19 protein-coding genes are annotated in these 19,045 nt (G+C 59.4%); 10 read left to right on the top strand and 9 right to left on the bottom strand.

Annotation, left to right across the window (positions count from 1 at the left end; genetic code table 11):
* The first annotated feature begins 112 nt into the window (after nt 1-112).
* From yebS to ABLV64_RS25385, 5 genes are all read left to right on the top strand, one after another.
* Nucleotides 113-1,396, top strand: coding sequence for a membrane integrity lipid transport subunit YebS (gene yebS, locus ABLV64_RS25405; RefSeq protein ID WP_004203379.1), 1,284 nt, complete (start codon nt 113-115; stop codon nt 1,394-1,396).
* Nucleotides 1,365-3,998 (top strand): PqiB family protein, encoded by a 2,634-nt coding sequence (locus ABLV64_RS25400; protein ID WP_017900210.1) that lies wholly within the window; start codon nt 1,365-1,367, stop codon nt 3,996-3,998. The genes yebS and ABLV64_RS25400 overlap by 32 nt, the downstream gene beginning before the upstream one ends.
* A gap of 128 nt (nt 3,999-4,126) precedes the next feature.
* Nucleotides 4,127-5,560 (top strand): 16S rRNA (cytosine(1407)-C(5))-methyltransferase RsmF, encoded by a 1,434-nt coding sequence (gene rsmF, locus ABLV64_RS25395; RefSeq protein ID WP_064183816.1) that lies wholly within the window; start codon nt 4,127-4,129, stop codon nt 5,558-5,560.
* Between the two features lie 116 nt (nt 5,561-5,676).
* Nucleotides 5,677-5,916: a YebV family protein gene (locus ABLV64_RS25390; RefSeq protein WP_002911393.1), complete on the top strand. Its 240-nt coding sequence runs from the start codon at nt 5,677-5,679 to the stop codon at nt 5,914-5,916.
* Between the two features lie 97 nt (nt 5,917-6,013).
* On the top strand, nt 6,014-6,205 hold the full coding sequence (locus ABLV64_RS25385; RefSeq protein ID WP_002911395.1) for a YebW family protein: 192 nt from the start codon (nt 6,014-6,016) through the stop codon (nt 6,203-6,205).
* On the opposite strand, the gene pphA is transcribed toward ABLV64_RS25385, so the two are convergent.
* On the bottom strand, nt 6,202-6,855 hold the full coding sequence (pphA, locus tag ABLV64_RS25380; protein ID WP_053810193.1) for a protein-serine/threonine phosphatase: 654 nt from the start codon (nt 6,853-6,855) through the stop codon (nt 6,202-6,204). The two genes, ABLV64_RS25385 and pphA, sit on opposite strands and share 4 nt — an antisense overlap.
* A gap of 156 nt (nt 6,856-7,011) precedes the next feature.
* On the opposite strand from pphA, the gene ABLV64_RS25375 reads away from it, so the two are divergent.
* Nucleotides 7,012-7,980 carry a VirK/YbjX family protein gene (locus tag ABLV64_RS25375; RefSeq protein ID WP_064149721.1) on the top strand — a complete coding sequence of 323 codons (969 nt, stop codon included), beginning with the start codon at nt 7,012-7,014 and terminating at the stop codon, nt 7,978-7,980.
* Between the two features lie 103 nt (nt 7,981-8,083).
* A complete protein-coding gene (locus tag ABLV64_RS25370) occupies nt 8,084-8,227 on the top strand; it encodes an Ecr family regulatory small membrane protein (RefSeq protein WP_032425946.1) in 144 nt (47 codons plus the stop codon).
* 648 nt (nt 8,228-8,875) lie between these two features.
* On the opposite strand, the gene ABLV64_RS25365 is transcribed toward ABLV64_RS25370, so the two are convergent.
* The 3 genes from ABLV64_RS25365 to yobA are packed head-to-tail and all read right to left on the bottom strand — an operon-like array spanning nt 8,876 to nt 10,478.
* Nucleotides 8,876-9,214 carry a YebY family protein gene (locus ABLV64_RS25365; protein ID WP_002911404.1) on the bottom strand — a complete coding sequence of 113 codons (339 nt, stop codon included), beginning with the start codon at nt 9,212-9,214 and terminating at the stop codon, nt 8,876-8,878.
* A 16-nt stretch (nt 9,215-9,230) separates the two neighbouring features.
* Entirely contained in the window at nt 9,231-10,100 is an 870-nt protein-coding gene (gene copD / locus ABLV64_RS25360; protein WP_004203385.1) for a copper homeostasis membrane protein CopD, read from the bottom strand.
* A 3-nt stretch (nt 10,101-10,103) separates the two neighbouring features.
* Complete coding sequence (gene yobA, locus ABLV64_RS25355; RefSeq protein WP_004203386.1) at nt 10,104-10,478, bottom strand: CopC domain-containing protein YobA; 375 nt, start codon at nt 10,476-10,478, stop codon at nt 10,104-10,106.
* Between the two features lie 112 nt (nt 10,479-10,590).
* Between yobA and ABLV64_RS25350 the strand changes: the two genes are divergently transcribed.
* Both ABLV64_RS25350 and exoX read left to right on the top strand, forming a co-directional pair.
* Nucleotides 10,591-10,821: a DNA polymerase III subunit theta gene (locus ABLV64_RS25350; RefSeq protein WP_002911406.1), complete on the top strand. Its 231-nt coding sequence runs from the start codon at nt 10,591-10,593 to the stop codon at nt 10,819-10,821.
* A 78-nt stretch (nt 10,822-10,899) separates the two neighbouring features.
* Nucleotides 10,900-11,559, top strand: a complete 660-nt coding sequence (exoX, locus tag ABLV64_RS25345) for an exodeoxyribonuclease X (RefSeq protein WP_004203387.1) — start codon at nt 10,900-10,902, stop codon at nt 11,557-11,559.
* A 3-nt stretch (nt 11,560-11,562) separates the two neighbouring features.
* On the opposite strand, the gene ptrB is transcribed toward exoX, so the two are convergent.
* From ptrB to ABLV64_RS25330, 3 genes are all read right to left on the bottom strand, one after another.
* A complete protein-coding gene (ptrB, locus tag ABLV64_RS25340) occupies nt 11,563-13,623 on the bottom strand; it encodes an oligopeptidase B (RefSeq protein WP_032456310.1) in 2,061 nt (686 codons plus the stop codon).
* A gap of 120 nt (nt 13,624-13,743) precedes the next feature.
* Nucleotides 13,744-14,403 (bottom strand): tellurite resistance TerB family protein, encoded by a 660-nt coding sequence (locus tag ABLV64_RS25335; protein WP_004203389.1) that lies wholly within the window; start codon nt 14,401-14,403, stop codon nt 13,744-13,746.
* Nucleotides 14,404-14,658: 255 nt separating this feature from the next.
* Nucleotides 14,659-15,006 carry a YebG family protein gene (locus ABLV64_RS25330; protein ID WP_004203390.1) on the bottom strand — a complete coding sequence of 116 codons (348 nt, stop codon included), beginning with the start codon at nt 15,004-15,006 and terminating at the stop codon, nt 14,659-14,661.
* A 135-nt stretch (nt 15,007-15,141) separates the two neighbouring features.
* On the opposite strand from ABLV64_RS25330, the gene purT reads away from it, so the two are divergent.
* The gene (purT, locus tag ABLV64_RS25325) at nt 15,142-16,320 is read left to right on the top strand and encodes a formate-dependent phosphoribosylglycinamide formyltransferase (protein WP_100050731.1); all 1,179 of its coding nucleotides are present in this window, start codon (nt 15,142-15,144) and stop codon (nt 16,318-16,320) included.
* Between the two features lie 58 nt (nt 16,321-16,378).
* Here purT and ABLV64_RS25320 read toward each other — a convergent pair whose 3' ends face one another.
* Nucleotides 16,379-17,020, bottom strand: a complete 642-nt coding sequence (locus ABLV64_RS25320) for a bifunctional 4-hydroxy-2-oxoglutarate aldolase/2-dehydro-3-deoxy-phosphogluconate aldolase (protein ID WP_002911423.1) — start codon at nt 17,018-17,020, stop codon at nt 16,379-16,381.
* A 38-nt stretch (nt 17,021-17,058) separates the two neighbouring features.
* Nucleotides 17,059-18,870, bottom strand: a complete 1,812-nt coding sequence (edd, locus tag ABLV64_RS25315; protein WP_100050732.1) for a phosphogluconate dehydratase — start codon at nt 18,868-18,870, stop codon at nt 17,059-17,061.
* Between the last annotated feature and the right edge of the window lie 175 nt (nt 18,871-19,045).

Raw genomic sequence — 19,045 nt, 5'->3', positions numbered from 1 at the left:
TTACTGCCTGATACGTACAGCCTACTAAAATAAGCATTAAATGCGCTTGGGCTCAAGATGAATTCATTCATAGGTTAAGATAGTGAGATACATTCATTCCTGTACGTAATAAATGCCGATAAAAACACCCACCCTTAAGCCTGCGAATAAGATGGTCGTGCATGCCGTCAGCACGCCGCTTCCCTATGCGCATTATCAGCGCTGTACGCAGTGTGACATGCTGTTCCGCTTACCGGTGCTCAAACGCAACCAAAGCGCCTGGTGTCCACGCTGTAACGCGAAGGTGCGCGATGGCCGCGACTGGTCGCTGACCCGTCTGGGCAGCATGGCCCTGGCCATGCTGCTGTTAATGCCCTTTGCCTGGTCCGAACCCCTACTGCGCCTTCACCTGCTGGGGGTTCGCATTGACGCCAACGTCCTGCAGGGGATTTGGCAGATGACCGCGCAGGGCGACCCGCTTACCGCCGCGATGGTGCTGTTTTGCGCGGTGGTCGCCCCGGTACTGCTGGTGGTCTCGATTAGCTATCTGTGGCTGGGCAACGTGCTGGGGATGAACCTGCGCCCGGTGCTGCTGATGCTCGATAAGCTCAAGGAGTGGGTGATGCTGGATATCTATCTGGTGGGCATCGGCGTCGCCTCCATCAAGGTGCAGGATTACGCCTTTCTGCAGCCCGGCATCGGCCTGGTGGCGTTTATCTCCCTGACGCTGCTGAGCATCCTGACGCTTATCCATATGAACGTCGAAGAGCTATGGGAGCGCTTCTATCCCGAACGGCCGGCGACCCGCGCCGATAACAATCTGCAGGTGTGCACCGGCTGCCACTACACCGGCTACCGCGACGCCCGCGGCCGCTGCCGACGCTGCCACACGCCGCTGCACCATCGCCGGCCGCAGAGCCTGCAGCGCAGCTGGGCGGCGCTGATTGCCTCGCTGGTTTTCCTCCTACCGGCCAACCTGCTGCCGATCTCTATCATCTACGTCAACGGCGCGCGCCAGGAAGACACCATCCTCTCCGGGATCATCTCCCTCGCCAGCAGCAATATCGCCATCGCCGGCGTGGTGTTTATCGCCAGTATTTTGGTGCCATTCACCAAAGTTATAGTGTTATTTACCCTGCTGCTCAGCATACAATTCAAGTGCGAGCAGGGGCTGCGCACCCGCATCCTGCTGCTGCGGCTGATAACCTGGATTGGCCGCTGGTCGATGCTGGATCTGTTTGTTATCTCACTCACCATGTCGCTCATTAATCGCGATCAGCTCCTCGCCTTTACGATGGGGCCGGCCGCGGTTTACTTTGGCGGCGCGGTAATTTTAACTATTCTTGCAGTTGAATGGCTGGACAGCCGCTTACTTTGGGACGCACATGAGTCAGGAAACGCCCGCTTCGCAGACTGAAGCCAGAATAAAAACCAAACGTCGTATCTCGCCATTCTGGCTGTTGCCGGTCATCGCGCTGCTGATTGCCGCCTGGCTCATCTGGACCAGCTTTGACGACCGCGGATCGACGATTACTATCGATTTCCAGTCTGCTAACGGCATCGTGCCGGGGCGGACGCCTATCCGCTATCAGGGGGTGGAAGTCGGTACCGTCCAGGATATTAGTCTCAGTAAAGACCTGAGCAAGATTGAAGTTTCCGCCAGCATCAAGCGCGATATGAAAGAGGCGCTGCGCAAAGATACGCAGTTCTGGCTGGTCACGCCGAAAGCCTCTCTGGCCGGCGTGTCGGGCCTCGATGCGCTGGTGGGCGGGAACTATATCGGCATGATGCCGGGCAAGGGCGAACCCGAAGATCACTTCGTCGCCCTCGACACTCAGCCAAAATACCGTATCAACAACGGCGAGCTGATGATCCACCTGCAGGCGCCCGACCTTGGCTCTCTGAGCAGCGGCTCGCTGGTCTACTTCCGTAAGATCCCGGTCGGGCGGGTGTATGACTTCACGCTGAATGATAATAATCAGGGGGTCACCATTGATGTGCTGATCGAGCGCCGGTTCACCAACCTGGTGAAAAAAGGCAGCCGTTTCTGGAACGTCTCTGGGATCAAAGCCGATGTCGGCCTGAGCGGGGCCAAAGTGCAGCTGGAGAACCTTTCCGCGCTGGTGAACGGTGCCATCGCCTTTGACTCCCCTGCCGATTCGCAGGTCGCGTCGCAAAACGATGACTATCATCTGTATGAAGACCTGGCGCACAGCCAGCGCGGGGTGGTGGTGACCCTTGACCTGCCTGACGGCGACGGCCTGAAAGCGGGCTCGACGCCGCTGATGTATCAGGGGCTGGAAGTGGGCCAGTTAAGCAAACTGAATCTTAACCCCGGCGGCAAAGTCACTGGCGAGATGACCGTCGATCCAAGCGTGGTGACCCTGCTGCGGGAGAAAACGTTGATTCAGATGAAGAAGCCGAAGATCTCCCTCGATAACCCCAGCGTCAGCGCCCTGCTCACCGGCAATACCTTTGAGCTGGTGCCCGGCGAAGGCGAGCCGCGTAATCACTTCTCCGTCATGCCAGCGGATAAAGCGCTGCTGGAGGAGCCCAATGTCGCCACCGTCACCCTTTCGGCGCCGGAGAGCTACGGGATCGACGGCGGCCAGCCGCTGGTGCTTCACGGAGTGAAAGTCGGCCAGGTGCTGGAGCGCAAGCTGACGGCCAAAGGGGTAACCTTCCAGGTGGCGATTGCCCCGGAATACCGCGATCTGATTCGCGGCGACAGCAAGTTTGTGGTGAACAGTCGTCTGGACGTCAAAGTGGGACTTGATGGCGTGCAGGTGCTGGGCGCCAGCGCCAGCGAATGGGTGAACGGCGGGATCCGGGTGATCCCGGGTGAAAAAGGCGAAATGCAGAGCAGCTATCCGCTGTACGCCAACCTCGAAAAGGCGCAGGAAAACAGCCTGAGCGAAGTGCCGACCACCACCCTGAGCCTCTCCGCTGAGACGCTGCCTGACGTTCAGGCTGGCTCGGTGGTGCTGTATCGTAAATTCGCCGTCGGCGAGATCATCGCCGTGAAACCGCGCAAAGACGCTTTCGATATAGATCTGCATATCAAGCCGGAATACCGCTACCTGCTGACCAACAACAGCGTCTTCTGGGCGGAAGGGGGTGCGAAGGTTAAACTTGACGGCAACGGACTCACCGTTCAGGCCTCACCGCTGGCCCGCGCCATAAAAGGGGCGATCAGTTTCGATAACCTCAACGGCAGCAGCGCCAATGCGCGGCTGAATAACAAACGTATCCTTTACGCTTCTGAAACGGCGGCGCGCGCCGTGGGCGGCCAGATCACCCTGCATGCGTTCGACGCCGGGAAGATGGCGGCCGGGATGCCGATTCGCTATCTCGGCATCGATATCGGTCAGATCCAGTCGCTGGAGCTGATCACCGCCAAAAACGAGGTGCAGGCGAAAGCCGTGCTTTATCCGGAATACGTCGGCACGTTTGCCCGCGCCGGGACCCGCTTCTCGGTGATCACCCCGCAGATCTCCGCCGCGGGCGTGGAGCATCTCGACACCCTGTTCCAGTCCTATATTAACGTTGAGCCCGGACGCGGCCCGGCGCGCCGCGACTTTGAGATCCAGGATACGACGATCAGCGACTCGCGCTATATCGACGGCCTGAATATCGTGGTGGAAGCGCCGGAGGCCGGATCGCTCGGCATCGGTACGCCGGTGCTGTTCCGCGGCCTGGAAGTCGGGACGGTGACCGGTCTGTCGCTGGGATCGATGTCTGACCGGGTCATGGTTAAGATGCGCATCAGCAAGCGCTACCAGTACCTGGTGCGCAATAACTCGGTGTTCTGGCTGGCCTCGGGTTACAGCCTCGACTTCGGCCTGGTTGGCGGCGTGGTGAAAACCGGGACCTTCAATCAGTTTATCCGCGGCGGGATCGCCTTTGCCACGCCGCCGGGTACGCCGCTGGCGCCGAAGGCCCAGGACGGCAAGCACTTCCTGCTGCTGGAGAGCGAGCCGAAAGAGTGGCGGGAGTGGGGCACCGCCCTGCCGCAGTAATCCTCGCCTCCCCTTCTCCCGCCCCGGCAAACGCCGGGCGCGGGCAGACACAAACCTCACGCCCCGGTGTCCTGCACCGGGGCGTTTGTGCTAAACTGCGCACCCTTTTTTTCTGTGGTGCGCTGCCTGTGGCCGAAAATACTGTCTATTTCCCTGAAGCGTTTCTCGCTCAAATGCGCGCGGCGATGCCGGCGCACCTCTCTTTCGACGAATTTATCGCCGCCTGTCAGCGCCCGCTACGCCGAAGTATTCGCGTCAATACGCTGAAAATCAGCGTCGATGATTTTCTCTCTCTGGTCGCCCCCTATGGTTGGCAGCTGACGCCGGTCCCCTGGTGCGAGGAGGGATTCTGGATCGAGCGGGACGACGACGACGCGCTGCCGCTGGGCAGCACCGCCGAACATCTCAGCGGTCTGTTCTATATACAGGAAGCAAGCTCAATGCTGCCGGTCGCCGCCCTGTTCGCCGATAACCCGCAGCCTGAACGGGTCATGGACGTTGCTGCCGCTCCGGGGTCGAAAACCACCCAGATCGCCGCCCGGATGGGCAATGCGGGCGGCATCCTGGCGAATGAGTTCTCCGCCAGCCGGGTGAAAGTGCTGCATGCCAACATCAGCCGCTGCGGCATCAGCAACGTCGCCCTGACCCATTTCGACGGCCGGGTGTTCGGCGCGGCATTGCCCGAAGCCTTCGACGCCGTTCTGCTTGATGCCCCCTGCTCCGGCGAAGGGGTGGTACGCAAAGATGCGGACGCGCTGAAAAACTGGTCGCCGGAGAGCAACCTCGACATCGCCGCCACCCAGCGCGAGCTTATCGACAGCGCTTTCCATGCCCTGCGCCCCGGCGGGACGCTGGTCTATTCGACCTGCACCCTTAACCGCGAAGAAAATCAGTCCGTCATTCACTGGCTGCTGTCCCGCTACCCGCAGGCGGTGGCGATCCAGCCGCTGGGAGAGCTGTTTCCCGGCGCGGCCGATGCCTTAACCGCCGAGGGATTTCTGCATGTCTTCCCGCAGATCTTCGATTGTGAAGGCTTCTTTGTCGCCCGCTTGCGCAAGACTGCGGCGATCGATCCGCTCCCGGCGCCGGGCTACAAGGTCGGCAAGTTCCCGTTTGCGCCGCTGAAGGGCCGGGAGGCCGCCGCGGCGACCGCCGCCGCCCGCGCTGTCGGGCTGGAATGGGACGCGAGCCACACGCTGTGGCAACGGGATAAAGAGCTGTGGCTGTTTCCGCAGTCTATGGAGCCTCTGTTTGGTCAGGTGCGGTTTTCGCGCATTGGCGTGCGTCTGGCGGAACTGCACAATAAGGGTTACCGCTGGCAGCATGAGGCGGTTATTGCCTTTGCCGCGCCGCAGCGCGCCTTCGAGCTGACGCTGGAGGAAGCGGAGGAATGGTATCGCGGACGCGACGTCTATCCGCAAACCCCGCCAGCGCAGGATGAAGTCATTGTCACCTTCCAGGGCGTGCCGCTGGGCCTGGCCAAGCGCGTCGGCTCCCGTCTGAAGAACAGTTACCCGCGCGAGCTGGTACGCGATGGGAAACTTTTTGCCGGCAAGGTGTGACGCCGCGCAAAAAATACGCACTTTTTGACTGGCGGTTTTCCCCCCATTGACTACGCTGAAAAATGACGGCCGCAACTGGTCGTACCACAACTCAGCTGAAAAAATGGGGTGAAGCGATGAGTAAAACCAATGTCCGCATCGGCGCGTTTGAGATAGACGATGCCGAACTGCATGGTGAACATCAGGGTGAGCGAACGTTAAGCATTCCCTGCAAATCCGATCCAGATTTATGTATGCAGCTTGACGCCTGGGATGCCGACACCAGCGTTCCCGCGATTCTCAATGGTGAACATTCCGTCCTCTACCGTAAGCATTACGACCGCCAGTCCGATGCCTGGGTCATGCGCCTTGCCTGACGCCAATGAACCCGTCGCCTGAGACGGGTTATTTATTTCCCCGTCCCGCCGTCATCCCCTACACTAAACAGTATGTCCCCCCGAACATGAGGCCAGGATGTTTGCCTTAGTGTTGTTTATTTGCTATCTGGATGGCGGCTGCGAGGACATTGTGGTTGACGTCTACCGCGAGGAAACGCAGTGCCTGGTGGCGATGGAAGATCAGCGGATCCGCCACGGCGGCTGCTACCCGATAGAAGATTTTATTGACGGCTTCTGGCAACCCGCCAGCGAATACAGTGACTTTTAGTCTGCCGACTGCAGCGCCACCAGCGTCAGCGTGCCGCCGAACACAGCGCCGGTGTCAATATAGTGTTGATTGTCGGAGTCATAACGCGCGCGAAGCGGCGTATGGCCAAACCAGAAATGGTCAGCCCCGGCGATAGCGCCATGACGCCCGGCCAGATGTTCACTCAGACGATGGCGGCTCCACAGGACCCGCTGGGGATCCACCGGCTGCTGCCAGCGATAGACCGGCGCCGGATAATCGGCATGGGCGATCACATGCCGCACTTTTGCGCACTCCACTTCAATAATCAACGGCAGCCGCTGACAGCGCGCCAGCAGGCGATCGACGTCATCCCGCTGCCGCACGTTGCTCCGGGCGTACCAGTCGCCGCCGTTCATCTGCCAGAGCGTCATATCTCCGCTCTCCAGCGCCTCGAGCGCCATCTGCTCATGATTCCCGCGCACGGCCCGGAACCAGCGGCTGCGCAACAGGCCGAGACAGTCAGCGCTTTGCGGCCCGCGATCGATCAGATCGCCCACCGAGATCAGCAGATCGGCCCAGGGATCAAAGCGCAGTCGGCGCAGGCGAGCCATCAGCAGCGCAAAGCAGCCATGCAGATCGCCCATCAGCCAGATATTACGCCAGTCTCTGCCATTAATACGCTGATACATATAATTACCTCTCTGCTGTAATTATAGGTAATTCCAGCTTATAGCCGCTGTTTTTTATTTACACCTCAATCGATTTTAAACAAACGGCAAATATAGTCGGCCAGAGGATTAAGCTTATCAGCGCCTCGTTTTAAAATAGCAGGAAATAACAACGAGGTGTTTATCGTGACAGACAATAGCCTGCATTCATCCAGCGTGCTTACGCCGCGCTCGCATCTCATTGCCGATCTGGTGATGGGTAGATTAACACCCGCACCTATATGGCGGCAGAAAAATTACCGCTTTAAATTTCTGCTGCGCACGGCATTATTTTATAGCCCGACCAAAGCGATGCTGGAGGCGCTGAGCGCTCGTGACGATTTTAACCAGCTGCTGGCGGCGCAGGCGACGCTGCCGGGGAAAGTGCACCGTCAATATCTAACGCGCGATCTCAACGCCTGGCAGCGAGCGATGGCGGTAATAAGCCATTATCGCTATGTCGATACCCTGCGCAGTTCCCGGCTGGCGCATGCCATGACCGCGGTGTGCGAGGTCCCGTTGCTGACGCTCAATGGAAAGGATCAGCGCCAGTTTTCCCTCTCGGCCTCTTCGGCCGGGAAGGCCGAGCGTGAGGGTGAAACCACCCTGTGGCTGCGCGACAGCGATCATACCCTGCTGGCCAGCGCCACCTTCAGCGTGACCTGGGATGGCGAAGCCTGGCAGCTGGTCATCGGCGGCTTGCAGGGACCGCGACGCCACGTTTCTCACGAGGTGATCAAGCAGGCGACCCGCGCCTGCTACGGTCTGTTCCCGAAGCGCCTGCTGCTGGAGTTTATCTGGCTGCTGGCCGCTCGCAGCCATATCGCAGCGATTTACGGCGTTAGCGATAATGGCCATGTGTTTCGCGCCCTGCGCTATCGCCTGAGCAAGGGGCGCCATTTCCACGCCAGCTACGACGAATTCTGGCAATCCATCGACGGCAAGCCGGAAAGCCCCTGGCGCTGGCAGCTACCGCTGCGTCTGGAAAGAAAACCGCTGGAGAGCATCGCCAGTAAAAAACGGGCCGAATACCGGCGTCGATTCCAGCTGCTGGATCAGCTGGCGGAGCAGGTGGCAATATTGACGCAGCCACTGCCGGGCGAGTAATTTCACGACCAGTGAACTCGCCCCGTCACGCGGCGTTTGCTTATTATGTTCTTATTTCGCTACTATCATGGTCCCCGCAGACCACTGGATAGTCGTTAGCATGATGAGTAAAACCGAAATTTTCCTGCTGATTATTCTCGCGGTCGTCCTGCTGGGCAGCATATGGTTTATTTTCAGCGATGAAATTTGGCTTTTACTCTGCTATCTGGAAAGTCAGATATTTCCCACCTTCAGCGTTCCGGAATAATACCGGACGCTCGGAACTACGCCCCTCAATATTATTTCCCGCCCTTTCGTGGGGCGCGGACGGCTAATCGCATGAATTGCCAAATCAATAAGGTTTTGTTTATTCTATTTATCATACAAATATATATACTAGCAGCCTTCCGATGTTGGCCCGCCAGTTAACCTGCACGCCGGGCCTGTTTAGGTGCAGGTTTTTTCTTTTCCTCTCCCCTCGCTTACGGTTCCGCCTTCCCCATACCGTTCTTCCGCAGGATGCAATTTGTGTGTAAATGAATTGTGTATGCTAAAAACGGTGTGCTATAACGGGACATCCAGAGGCCAGCCTGGTGATTGACTGAATTGACTGACAGGATGTCGCTGGTGATCGCGAAAGCAGACAGATTAAGATAAAAAGAGACCGAATACGATTCCTGTATTCGGTCCAGGGAAATGGCTCTTGGGAGAGAGCCGTGCGCTAAAAGTTGGCATTAATGCAGGCTAAGTCGCCTTGCACTATAAGAATAGTTTAACGCGTCAGCTTTTCCAGTCTGCGGCCAATGTGGCCGAATAATTCCTGGAAAAGTGGGCGCTGCCAGCCAAAAAACCGCCACTGCCGTTGTCCGGCAAGGGCGGTTTTTTTTATGCCATTACAGCGAGATAGCGCGAAAATCTAGCAGAGCTTCTGCGCGCGCTCGATAAACGGCGCGAGGCTCATTTTTTGCCCAGGATGCTGCGGATCGTCGATCTGGATCACTGAGATCGGCTGGGCGGTGGTTTTGCCGGCTTTGACCTGCTGCTCAGCCACCTCATTGAGCGGATACTGGACCAGAGTGCTCGGGTTGATAGCGTAAAGGGCATTGCCCGGACGACAGGTCAACATCACCTCTTCACGGTTGAACGCCCAGCTCTCCTTCCCTACCTCAAAGCGGCTCACGGTGATAATTTGCGGCGCCGCCAGTGCAGCGCCGGAGCTTGCCAGTAACAACATGGTCAGAACAATTTTTTTCATGATTTTGCCAGTTAATTCAATAAGGTTCCCAGGTGGCAAACAGACTGACGGCCAGCAGCGCCAGCGCGCCCAGCCCTATCTCAGCCTGCGTGGTTCGCAGGATCAGACTTTCCGCCCGCGAACCGCTTGCCGACATGCGCGGTACCAGAACATACCTGTTCACTAACGCAATTACCACCATCCCGGCCACCAGCGCACATTTGATCAACAGCAGACGTCCCCAGGGCGATGCGCCAATCATCCCTCCCTGGATCAACAGCGCATTGATCGCCCCGCTGGCAAGGGTGCCGGCGACGGCCAGATGCCCGTAACGTGAAAAGCGCGCCATGGTATAGACCGCGGCCTGCCGCCAGCGCCCCTGCGCCAGGCGCAGGCAATAGATAAAGGGCAACAGGCCGCCGAACCAGCTGGCAACGCAGAAGAGGTGGACAGCATGATTAGTCCGCTGCAGGGCGCCGAGTAAACCATCATGCATGGCGGCATGCCCTACCCCAGCGGAAAGCAGCAGCTGGGCCGCCAGCAGGGCCACCAGCTGGCGAGCGCCATGTCGGGGACGGATCCACACTACGGCGAGGGCGATCCACGCCAGCAGGATCTGCCAGATCCACACCCCGCCGAAGCGGGTGCCCGCCACCGCCTGCCAGACGGCGGGTTGCCAGACATCTGCCCAGCCGTCGCCCATCAATCCCCCCTGCAGCAGATACAGCGCCAGGGTAGAGAGGGCGCCGATCAGCAGCAGCGGGCGCAGCAGCGGATAGAAGCGCAGCATCAGTACGCGTCGCAGCGGCACGGGCGCCCACCAGGCGCCATACAGCACGCAGCCAAAAGCCAGCATCAGGGTGATAAAGTGCCCAAAGCGCAGAGTAATGTAGAGCCCGGTCAGCATCGCTTACTTCACGCTAAAGGTGTATTGCCCTTTGGTTTTATGGCCATCCACTGAGACCACATGCCAAGCCACAGTGTATTCTCCCGGCGGCAAGGTTTCCGCTACAGGCACGGTGACCTGGGCGGGGTTGTCGGCGCTGCGGGTCAGTTTGCCGGTGGCTACCGCATGCTGCTGTGGACCGGTGACGGTCACGCCGCTGAACGCGGGTTCAATGCCTTCGGAGAAACTGAGCGTCAACGTCTGCGGGGAGGCCGCCAGCTGCGCTCCGGCGGCGGGGATCTGCTGCTGCAGGTGAGCGTGGGCGAGCGCGCCCGCCGCGGTTAATAGCCCGGCAAACGCAACGGAGAGGCGCAATGCGCGTCCAGCAAGAAGTCGCATATTCGTCATACCCTTTTGTTATGTCTGTAGCACAGAGAATAACCCTGTATAATGGCAGAGTCGAGCCGGGCGTCAGGCCCTGACCGGGTTTACAAGCAGAGTGGAGTGTATGATGGAAAGAAATCTGGCCAAAATTTCGCAAGATGAGATGGATAAAGTTAACGTCGATCTCGCCGCCGCCGGCGTCGCCTTTAAAGAGCGGTATAATATGCCGGTGGTCGCTGATTTGGTCGAGCGTGAACAGCCCGCCCATCTGCGCGACTGGTTCCGCGAACGGCTGATCGCCCATCGGCTGGCCTCCGTTTCACTGTCCCGCCTGCCCTGGGAGCCGAAACAGAAATAATGCCTACTTGCCCCCTCGCCGTCGGTTGGCAAGCCCGACCAATTACTTTACGCTTATTGTTTTGCTCTGGAGCGAGCCATGCTGCGCGTCATTGATACCGAAACCTGCGGACTGCAGGGGGGCATCGTTGAAATCGCCTCGGTCGACATTGTCGACGGGCAAATCACCAATCCCATGAGTCATCTGGTGCGTCCTGACCGCCCCATCAGCCCGCAGGCGATGGCTATCCACCGGATTACCGAAGAGATGGTCGCCGATAAGCCGTGGATTGAGGAGATTATTCCGCACTATCATGGCAGCCCGTGGTACGTCGCGCATAACGCCAGCTTCGATCGTCGGGTGCTACCGGAGATGCATGGCGAGTGGATCTGTACGATGAAGCTGGCCCGCCGGCTGTGGCCGGGGATCAAATACAGTAATATGGGGCTCTATAAATCACGTAAGCTGAACGTGGCCACGCCGCCGGGGCTGCATCACCACCGGGCGCTGTATGACTGCTATATCACCGCTGCGCTGCTGCTGGATATCATCAACGTTTCCGGCTGGACGCCTGACGAAATGGCCGATATCACAGGTCGGCCGGCGCTGCTCACCACCTTTACCTTCGGCAAATATCGCGGTAAAGCCGTCGCCGAGATTGCTGAAAACGATCCAGGCTATCTGCGCTGGTTATTCAACAATCTCGACCGCATGAGCCCCGAACTGCGCCTCACGCTCAAGCATTACCTTGGGGAATAGCCCCTACACTGCCGCTTTCCCCGGCAGTGTCCCTTGCGCCAGGGCGATGAAAAAGGCGTACTCCAGCGCCACCCCCTCATAGCTTTTAAAGCGCCCGGATTTTCCGCCATGCCCGGAGTCCATATCGGTGCAAAGCAGCAGCAGGTTATCGTCGGTTTTCAGTTCACGCAGTTTTGCCACCCACTTCGCCGGCTCCCAGTATTGCACCTGGGAATCGTGCAGCCCGGTGGTCACCAGCATATGCGGATACGCCTGCGCCTTCACGCCGTCGTAGGGGCTGTAGCTTTTCATGTAGTGGTAATAGGTTTCATCCTGCGGGTTCCCCCACTCTTCAAATTCGCCGGTCGTCAGCGGAATGGTCTCATCCAGCATCGTGGTTACCACGTCGACGAACGGCACCTGGGCTATCACGCCGTGGAACAGCTCTGGACGCTCGTTAACGGCCACCCCCATCAGCATCCCGCCGGCGCTGCCGCCCATGCCATAGCAGAGCCGCGGGTCGCCGTACCCCTGAGCCAGCAGCGCGTCGCAGACGTCGAGATAGTCGTTAAAGGTATTTTTCTTACACAGGAATTTACCGTCCTCATACCACTGCTGACCCAGCTCGCCGCCGCCGCGGACGTGGGCGATGGCGTAGACAAAGCCGCGGTTGAGCAGGCTCAGCCGACTGGCGCTGAAATCGGCATCGATACTGTCGCCATACGAGCCATAGCCATAGACCAGCAGCGGATTGCTCCCTTTACGAAAATGGTCGCGATGGTAGACCAGCGAGACCGGGACTTCGACGCCATCGCGGGCGGTCACCCACAGGTGCTCGCTCTGATAGCAGCGGGTGTCCAGCCCCTTCACCTCCTGCTGCTTGATCACCCGTCGTTCGCCGGTATCCATATCCAGTTCAAACAGGGTGTCGGGCGTCGTCATCGAGGAGTAGCCGTAGCGCAGGCGCGACGTTTCGGGCTCCGGATTATAGGCAAGCCAGGTGACATAGGCCGGATCGTCAAAGGCGATCCCCACCACCTCCCGGGTCTTGCGGTTAATCTGCCGCAGACTGGTCAGGCCGCGCTGACGCTCCTCGACGACCAGCCAGTCGGTAAACAGGGTAAATCCTTCAAGCATCACGTCGTGACGCGGCGGGATCAGCGTGGTCCACTGATCTTCATCGCGTAGCACGGTACGATAGAGACCAAAATTCTTCCCGTCCCGGTTGGATCGCAGATAGAAGGCGTGCTGATAGTGATCGAGGCTATATTCATGATCTTTACGCCGCGGCAGGAAGCAGACCGGCTCAGCGTCTGGCAGTTCGGCGTTGAGCAGCAGTACTTCGCTGGTGGTGGCGCTGGAGAGATAAATCACCACGAACTGCTGGGATGTGGTTTTATGCACGCTGACGTAGAAGGTCTCATCTTTTTCCTCGTAGACCAGCACGTCGCTCTGCGCCGGCGTCCCGACGGTGTGGCGCCAGACCTGATAAGGAAGCAGCGTGGTGGGATGTTTACGCACGTACCACACAAAGCGTGAATCATTGCTCCAGGCAAAGCCGGAGGTGACATTTTCCAGGGTCTCCGGATACCACTCGCCGTTGCTGAGGTCGCAAAAACGCAGACCGTACTGGCGACGGGAGAGATAATCTTCCGCCACCGCCATCAACTGGTTGTTGGGCGCAATGCCCAGCCCGCCCAGGGTGTAAAACTCGCTCTTTGCCGCCCGCTGGTTGGCATCAAGCAGGATCTCCCACTCGTCCCACTCTTCTTTCAGCACCGACTGTCGCTGGTAGATAGCGTATTCGCAGCCCGGCTCATACACCTGCCGGTAGCGAAAGCCGTTTTTACTATAGGGAGCAGAGACTTCCCGCTGCGGAATGCGGTCGATAATCTCTTTCAGCAGACGCTCCTGCAGGCTGAGCTGCGTATCCATCACTTGCTTGCCGTAGGCGTTTTCCGCGTGCAGATATTCCAGCACATCAGGCCGCGCGCGTTCATCGTCGCGCAGCCAGTAATAGTTATCGATGCGTGTATCGCCATGCAAGGTCATGGCGTGAGGGATCCGTTTGGCTTTAGGTGGCATGTTATTCTTCTGCTGCTTTTTCGTGACACAAGAGCATTCAGGCCGCAGGGTGGCGCCTGAATGATGACGTGTCTATAAGGGTGGCAAAAGACGCGGGCGATGCAAGCGAAACGTGATAATTTAAACGCTTAGCGCCTGTTTTTGTGACTGGATGTCCTGTTCGATGTCGGCCCGGACATCTTTTGGCAACGCCAGGGCCTCACCCAGGGCGTTGAGATAGCTGCGCTCCATAAAGTGGTCGATATCAATCACCGCGCAGCTGACGTAGTAGATCTCCAGCGCCTCCTGCGGGTCAACGATGCCCTCGGCGAGACGCTGCGGATCCAGCGGCTGAGCCAGCGCCTGGTCAATCAGCACCCGGGCCTGCACGTCAATATTGGCCTCCCGAAGCTGGGCTTCAATCCTCGCCCGCTCGTGATCGTCGATATGACCATCGCTTTTGGCGGCAAACACCAGGGCGGTGATCAACCGCACGCTGCGCGGATCGACCTCCGTCGGCGCCGCAGCCGTCTCGGGTGTCGGAGCGGGCGTGTTCTGAGCACGCATTTTCTGCTGATACTTGTTCCACAATACGGTACCCGCCACCGCCCCACCGCCAGCCAGCAGCGCGCTGGTGCCATATTTCGCCAGCAGCTTGCGTGACGATTTGCTGGCCACCAGCAGCCCCGCCAGCCCGCCGATGGCGCCGGGCAGCAGGGCGCTCCCTTTTGACGACTCGCCGGACGGCGACGCGCCCTGCTGTCCGAGCAACGACTGCAGTTGATTTAGCCAGTTAGCCATGGTTTTCCTCTCAGGTGACAAACACTGTTATCAGCCTAAACGACGCGATGTCAGGAAATGTTAGACATGGCTAAAGATGCGCAAAGGTGCGCGCGGCGGCGGCACCGGGTCCAGCCGACCGACCGACCGACCGACAGACCGACCGACAGACCGACAGACCGACAGACCGACCAGCCCATCAACCCATCAACCCATCAGCCCATCAGCCCATCAGCCCATCAGCCCATCAGCCCATCAGCGGCTGACCGCCAGCCATCAGGCCGCTTTGGCTTTCCGCGTTTTGGCAGCTGGCGCGGCGGCCTCTTCCGCCGGGGAAGCCTCAGCGTCCGTTGACGGCGCGGGCGCATCGTGCGCAGTCGCATCCTGCTCCGGCAGTCTGCCGGCGCGCAGAATATGCTGCAGCGCCTCTTTACGCTCCGCCAGCCACATCGCCATGGTATCGCGCTGGGCATCGTCCATTTCCAGCGGCGATGCTACCAGCCAGTCATTCAGCACCTCTGCCAGATCGAGCATTTTGTCGTAAGCGTCGGCCTCTTTTTTGCTGGCAAAAGACATTTTTTCCTCACCTTCGCGGATCACTACATATTTAATTTCAACCGCCATGCTGCAGCCTCTTAGTACTGTATTTTTATACAGTGTAGCAAATTTCCCTTCCGGACTCAACTCACGCGCATAAAGACAGACGCAAACGTTTTCGTTTATAATCGACCGCATCTTTTTTTACTGCGGAAGAGAGTTATGACTGTATTAGGCACCGCGCTGCGCCCGGCAGCCACCAAAGTTATGCTGTTAGGCTCCGGCGAGCTGGGTAAAGAAGTCGCCATCGAATGTCAGCGTCTGGGCATTGAAACTATCGCCGTCGACCGCTACCCCGATGCCCCGGCGATGCAGGTCGCCCACCGCGCCCACGTCATCAATATGCTGCACGGCGAGAGCCTGCGCGCGCTGATCGAACAGGAAAAACCCGATTACATCGTGCCGGAGATCGAAGCTATCGCCACCGATACCCTGGTCGAACTGGAGCAGGCCGGGCAGAAAGTGGTTCCCACGGCGCGGGCAGCGAAGCTCACCATGAACCGCGAAGGCATACGCCGTCTGGCGGCCGAAGAGCTGCAGCTCCCCACCTCCAGCTACCGTTTCGCCGACAGTGAAGAAGCCTTCCGCGCGGCGGTTACCGAGATCGGTTTGCCATGCATCGTCAAGCCGGTGATGAGCTCCTCCGGTAAAGGTCAGAGCTTTATCCGCTCGGCTGACCAGCTCAGCGAAGCCTGGCGCTACGCCCAGCAGGGTGGCCGCGCCGGCGCCGGGCGGGTGATCGTCGAGGGGGTGGTAAATTTCGACTTTGAAATCACCCTGCTCACCGTCAGCGCCGTCGATGGCGTGCATTTCTGCGCCCCGGTCGGCCATCGTCAGGAAGACGGCGACTACCGCGAGTCCTGGCAGCCGCAGCAGATGAGCGACCTGGCCCTTGAACGCGCGCAGGATATCGCCCGCAAGGTGGTGCTCGCGCTGGGAGGTTATGGCCTGTTCGGCGTGGAGCTGTTCGTTTGCGGCGACGAGGTGATCTTCAGCGAAGTCTCCCCGCGCCCGCACGACACCGGAATGGTAACGCTTATCTCGCAGGATCTCTCGGAATTCGCCCTGCACGTTCGCGCCTTTCTTGGGCTGCCTATCGGCGCCATCCGCCAGTATGGCCCAGCCGCTTCCGCGGTGATCCTTCCGCAGCTGACCAGTCAGAACGTCAGCTTCGGCCAGCTGCAGTCGGCCGTCGGAGCTGGCCTGCAGCTGCGTCTGTTCGGCAAGCCGGAGATTGACGGCACCCGTCGTCTGGGGGTGACCCTCGCCGTCGCCGATTCGGTGGAAGAGGCTGTGGCGCGGGCTAAAACCGCCGCCGCGGCGGTTATCGTCGAAGGGTAAAGACAAAAAAAACCCGGTCGCGTTGCCGCTGACCGGGTTGTTGACCTTGAGGCGCGGTTTACTTCGCGCCTTCCACCGCTTCACGCGCCAGGGTGGTGATGCGATCGTAGTCGCCAGCTTCCAGGGCGTCTGCCGGCACCAGCCAGGAGCCCCCGATGCACAGCACGCTGTTCAGCGCCAGGTAATCACGGTAGTTAGCCGGGGAGATACCGCCGGTCGGGCAGAAACGAATGTGACCGAACGGACCCGCAATCGCCTGCAGCGCTTTCACGCCGCCGTTGGCTTCCGCCGGGAAGAATTTAAACTCTTTCAGACCGTACTGCATGCCCAGCATCAGCTCGGAGACGGTGCTGATCCCCGGGATCAGCGGAATAGTGCCGTCTTCGGTCGCCGCTTTCAGCAGAGATTCGGTCAGCCCCGGGCTGATAGCGAACTGCGCGCCGGCTTCCGTTACCGCTTTCAGCTGCTCGACGTTGGTAACCGTGCCCGCGCCGACAATCGCATCCGGCACTTCTTTAGCAATCGCGCGGATCGCCTCCAGGGCGCACTCGGTGCGCAGAGTCACTTCCAGGACGCGCACGCCGCCCGCGACCAGCGCTTTCGCCATCGGTACCGCGTGTTCCAGCTTTTTCACTACGATAACCGGGACAACCGGACCGGAGGTGAGGATTGCTTCTGCTGTTGTTTTCCAGTTTTTCATCAGGATTTTCTCTCGCCAGATCTACAAATTAAATCGTCTTAAAAAGTGATGCAGGTTGCGCCCTGCTCCGCGCCAGAGAGCTTCTCACGCAGCGCCCCAAACATCTCCCGACCGGTTCCTACGCGCGACGCGCTGAGGTCAGGGATATGCGGGTGACGCGCCGCCAGTTCGGCATCGTCCACCAGCAGCGTCAGTTCCCCCGTCTGCCCGTTCACGCGAATAAGGTCGCCATCGCGCACTTTCGCCAGCAACCCGCCGTCATAGGCTTCAGGCGTGACGTGGATGGCTGACGGGACTTTACCGGAGGCGCCAGAGAGTCGGCCATCGGTCACCAGCGCTATTTTGAAACGGCGGTCCAATAATACACCAAGTGGCGGCATAAGTTTATGTAATTCTGGCATCCCGTTCGCTTTTGGCCCCTGATGACGGACCACCACCACGCAGTCTTTGTCCAGCAGACCCGCTTCGAAGGCCGGCAACACGTCGTGCTGGCTCTCGAACACCACCGCCGGCGCTTCGATCACCTGGTTCTCAGCCGGGACTGCCGAGGTTTTCATGACCGCGCGTCCCAGGTTACCGCTCAGCACCTTGGTGCCGCCGTGACGGGAGAACGGTTTCTCGAATGTCGCGATGACCTGATCGTCAAGCGGCGCCGTCGCCCCTTCCCGCCAGTCCAGCTCGCCGTTGTTGAGCCACGGCTCGAGGGTGTAGCGCGACAGACCGAAGCCAGCGACGGTGTGAACGTCCTCATGTAGCAGGCCGCCTTTCAGCAGCTCGCGCACCAGAACCGGAACGCCGCCCGCTGCCTGGAAATGGTTGATATCCGCCGGACCGTTGGGGTAGAGGCGCGCCAGCAGCGGTACCACGTCTGACAGGTCGGAGAAATCATCCCAGTTAATGATAATGCCCGCCGCGCGGGCCATCGCCACCAGGTGCATAGTGTGGTTGGTGGAGCCGCCGGTCGCCAGCAGCGCCACAATGCCGTTGACCACCACTTTTTCGTCAAACATTTTGCCCAACGGCATCCACTCGTTGCCATTGCCGGTCATGCGGGTGACCTGGCGCGCGGCGGCGGCGGTCAGCGCTTCCCGCAGCGGAGCATCCGGATGGACAAAGGACGAGCCCGGCAACTGCATGCCCATAAACTCCACCACCATCTGGTTGGTGTTCGCCGTACCGTAGAACGTACAGGTTCCCGGCGCGTGGTAAGAAGCGGCTTCGGACTCCAGCAGCGCCATGCGGTCAACTTTGCCCTCCGCGTACAGCTGGCGAATGCGAACCTTTTCTTTATTAGGCAGGCCGCTGGCCATCGGACCGGAGGGAATAAAGACCGACGGCAGGTGGCCGAATGAGAGCGCGGCCATGGTTAGTCCGGGCACAATTTTATCACACACGCCGAGGTACAGAGCGCCATCGAACATGTTATGCGACAGGCCGATGGCCGCGGACATGGCGATCACTTCGCGACTCAGGAGAGAGAGCTCCATGCCGTCCTGTCCCTGGGTCACGCCATCGCACATCGCCGGCACGCCGCCGGCCACCTGACCGACCGCATTGGCGCTGTGCAGCGCTTTGCGAATGATATCCGGGTAGTGTTCATAGGGCTGGTGCGCGGACAACATATCGTTGTAGGAGGTGATGATGGCGATGTTGTTGCGCAACATGCTTTTCAAAGAGGCTTTGTCGTCGGCCTGACAGGCCGCGAAACCGTGAGCCAGATTGCCGCAGGCCAGTTGCGCACGATGCACGGTGTCGGTTTTGGCCTGGTTAATCCTTGCGAGGTAAGCCGCGCGGGTATCACGCGACCGTTCGATAATGCGATTTGTTACCCGTAACATTGTCGAATTCATAAAGGCTCCTCAAAATTTTATCTGTCCGGCCGCTGCGAGATGACGTGTTTTGGTGCCCGAAGCCACCAACACCAGCGCTCAGGGGCAAAATGTCTGAAGGCAGTGTAATAAAAAAAGCCCCGTGGGTGAATCCTCACGGGGCTTAAAAGATTAAAAAGCGTGCGACTTTCTGCGT

It is taken from the genome of Klebsiella sp. JB_Kp031 (assembly GCF_040064295.1).
Taxonomy (GTDB): Bacteria; Pseudomonadota; Gammaproteobacteria; order Enterobacterales; family Enterobacteriaceae; genus Klebsiella; species Klebsiella quasipneumoniae.
The sequence above is the reverse complement of the archived record's forward strand: the minus strand, read 5'-3'. Positions and strand labels throughout refer to the sequence as shown.

Bases quoted from the DNA above. Each gene is read 5' to 3' on its own strand.
- copD (WP_004203385.1), bottom strand. From the start codon at position 10,100: ATGCTGACCGGGCTCTACATTACTCTGCGCTTTGGGCACTTTATCACC.
- ABLV64_RS25320 (WP_002911423.1), bottom strand. From the start codon at position 17,020: ATGAAAAACTGGAAAACAACAGCAGAAGCAATCCTCACCTCCGGTCCG.
- ABLV64_RS25330 (WP_004203390.1), bottom strand. From the start codon at position 15,006: ATGGCGGTTGAAATTAAATATGTAGTGATCCGCGAAGGTGAGGAAAAA.
- ABLV64_RS25370 (WP_032425946.1), top strand. From the start codon at position 8,084: ATGAGTAAAACCGAAATTTTCCTGCTGATTATTCTCGCGGTCGTCCTG.
- ABLV64_RS25400 (WP_017900210.1), top strand. From the start codon at position 1,365: ATGAGTCAGGAAACGCCCGCTTCGCAGACTGAAGCCAGAATAAAAACC.
- ABLV64_RS25365 (WP_002911404.1), bottom strand. From the start codon at position 9,214: ATGAAAAAAATTGTTCTGACCATGTTGTTACTGGCAAGCTCCGGCGCT.
- ABLV64_RS25385 (WP_002911395.1), top strand. From the start codon at position 6,014: ATGTTTGCCTTAGTGTTGTTTATTTGCTATCTGGATGGCGGCTGCGAG.
- yobA (WP_004203386.1), bottom strand. From the start codon at position 10,478: ATGCGACTTCTTGCTGGACGCGCATTGCGCCTCTCCGTTGCGTTTGCC.
- ptrB (WP_032456310.1), bottom strand. From the start codon at position 13,623: ATGCCACCTAAAGCCAAACGGATCCCTCACGCCATGACCTTGCATGGC.
- ABLV64_RS25350 (WP_002911406.1), top strand. From the start codon at position 10,591: ATGGAAAGAAATCTGGCCAAAATTTCGCAAGATGAGATGGATAAAGTT.
- yebS (WP_004203379.1), top strand. From the start codon at position 113: ATGCCGATAAAAACACCCACCCTTAAGCCTGCGAATAAGATGGTCGTG.
- pphA (WP_053810193.1), bottom strand. From the start codon at position 6,855: ATGTATCAGCGTATTAATGGCAGAGACTGGCGTAATATCTGGCTGATG.
- ABLV64_RS25335 (WP_004203389.1), bottom strand. From the start codon at position 14,403: ATGGCTAACTGGCTAAATCAACTGCAGTCGTTGCTCGGACAGCAGGGC.
- edd (WP_100050732.1), bottom strand. From the start codon at position 18,870: ATGAATTCGACAATGTTACGGGTAACAAATCGCATTATCGAACGGTCG.
- purT (WP_100050731.1), top strand. From the start codon at position 15,142: ATGACTGTATTAGGCACCGCGCTGCGCCCGGCAGCCACCAAAGTTATG.
- exoX (WP_004203387.1), top strand. From the start codon at position 10,900: ATGCTGCGCGTCATTGATACCGAAACCTGCGGACTGCAGGGGGGCATC.
- ABLV64_RS25390 (WP_002911393.1), top strand. From the start codon at position 5,677: ATGAGTAAAACCAATGTCCGCATCGGCGCGTTTGAGATAGACGATGCC.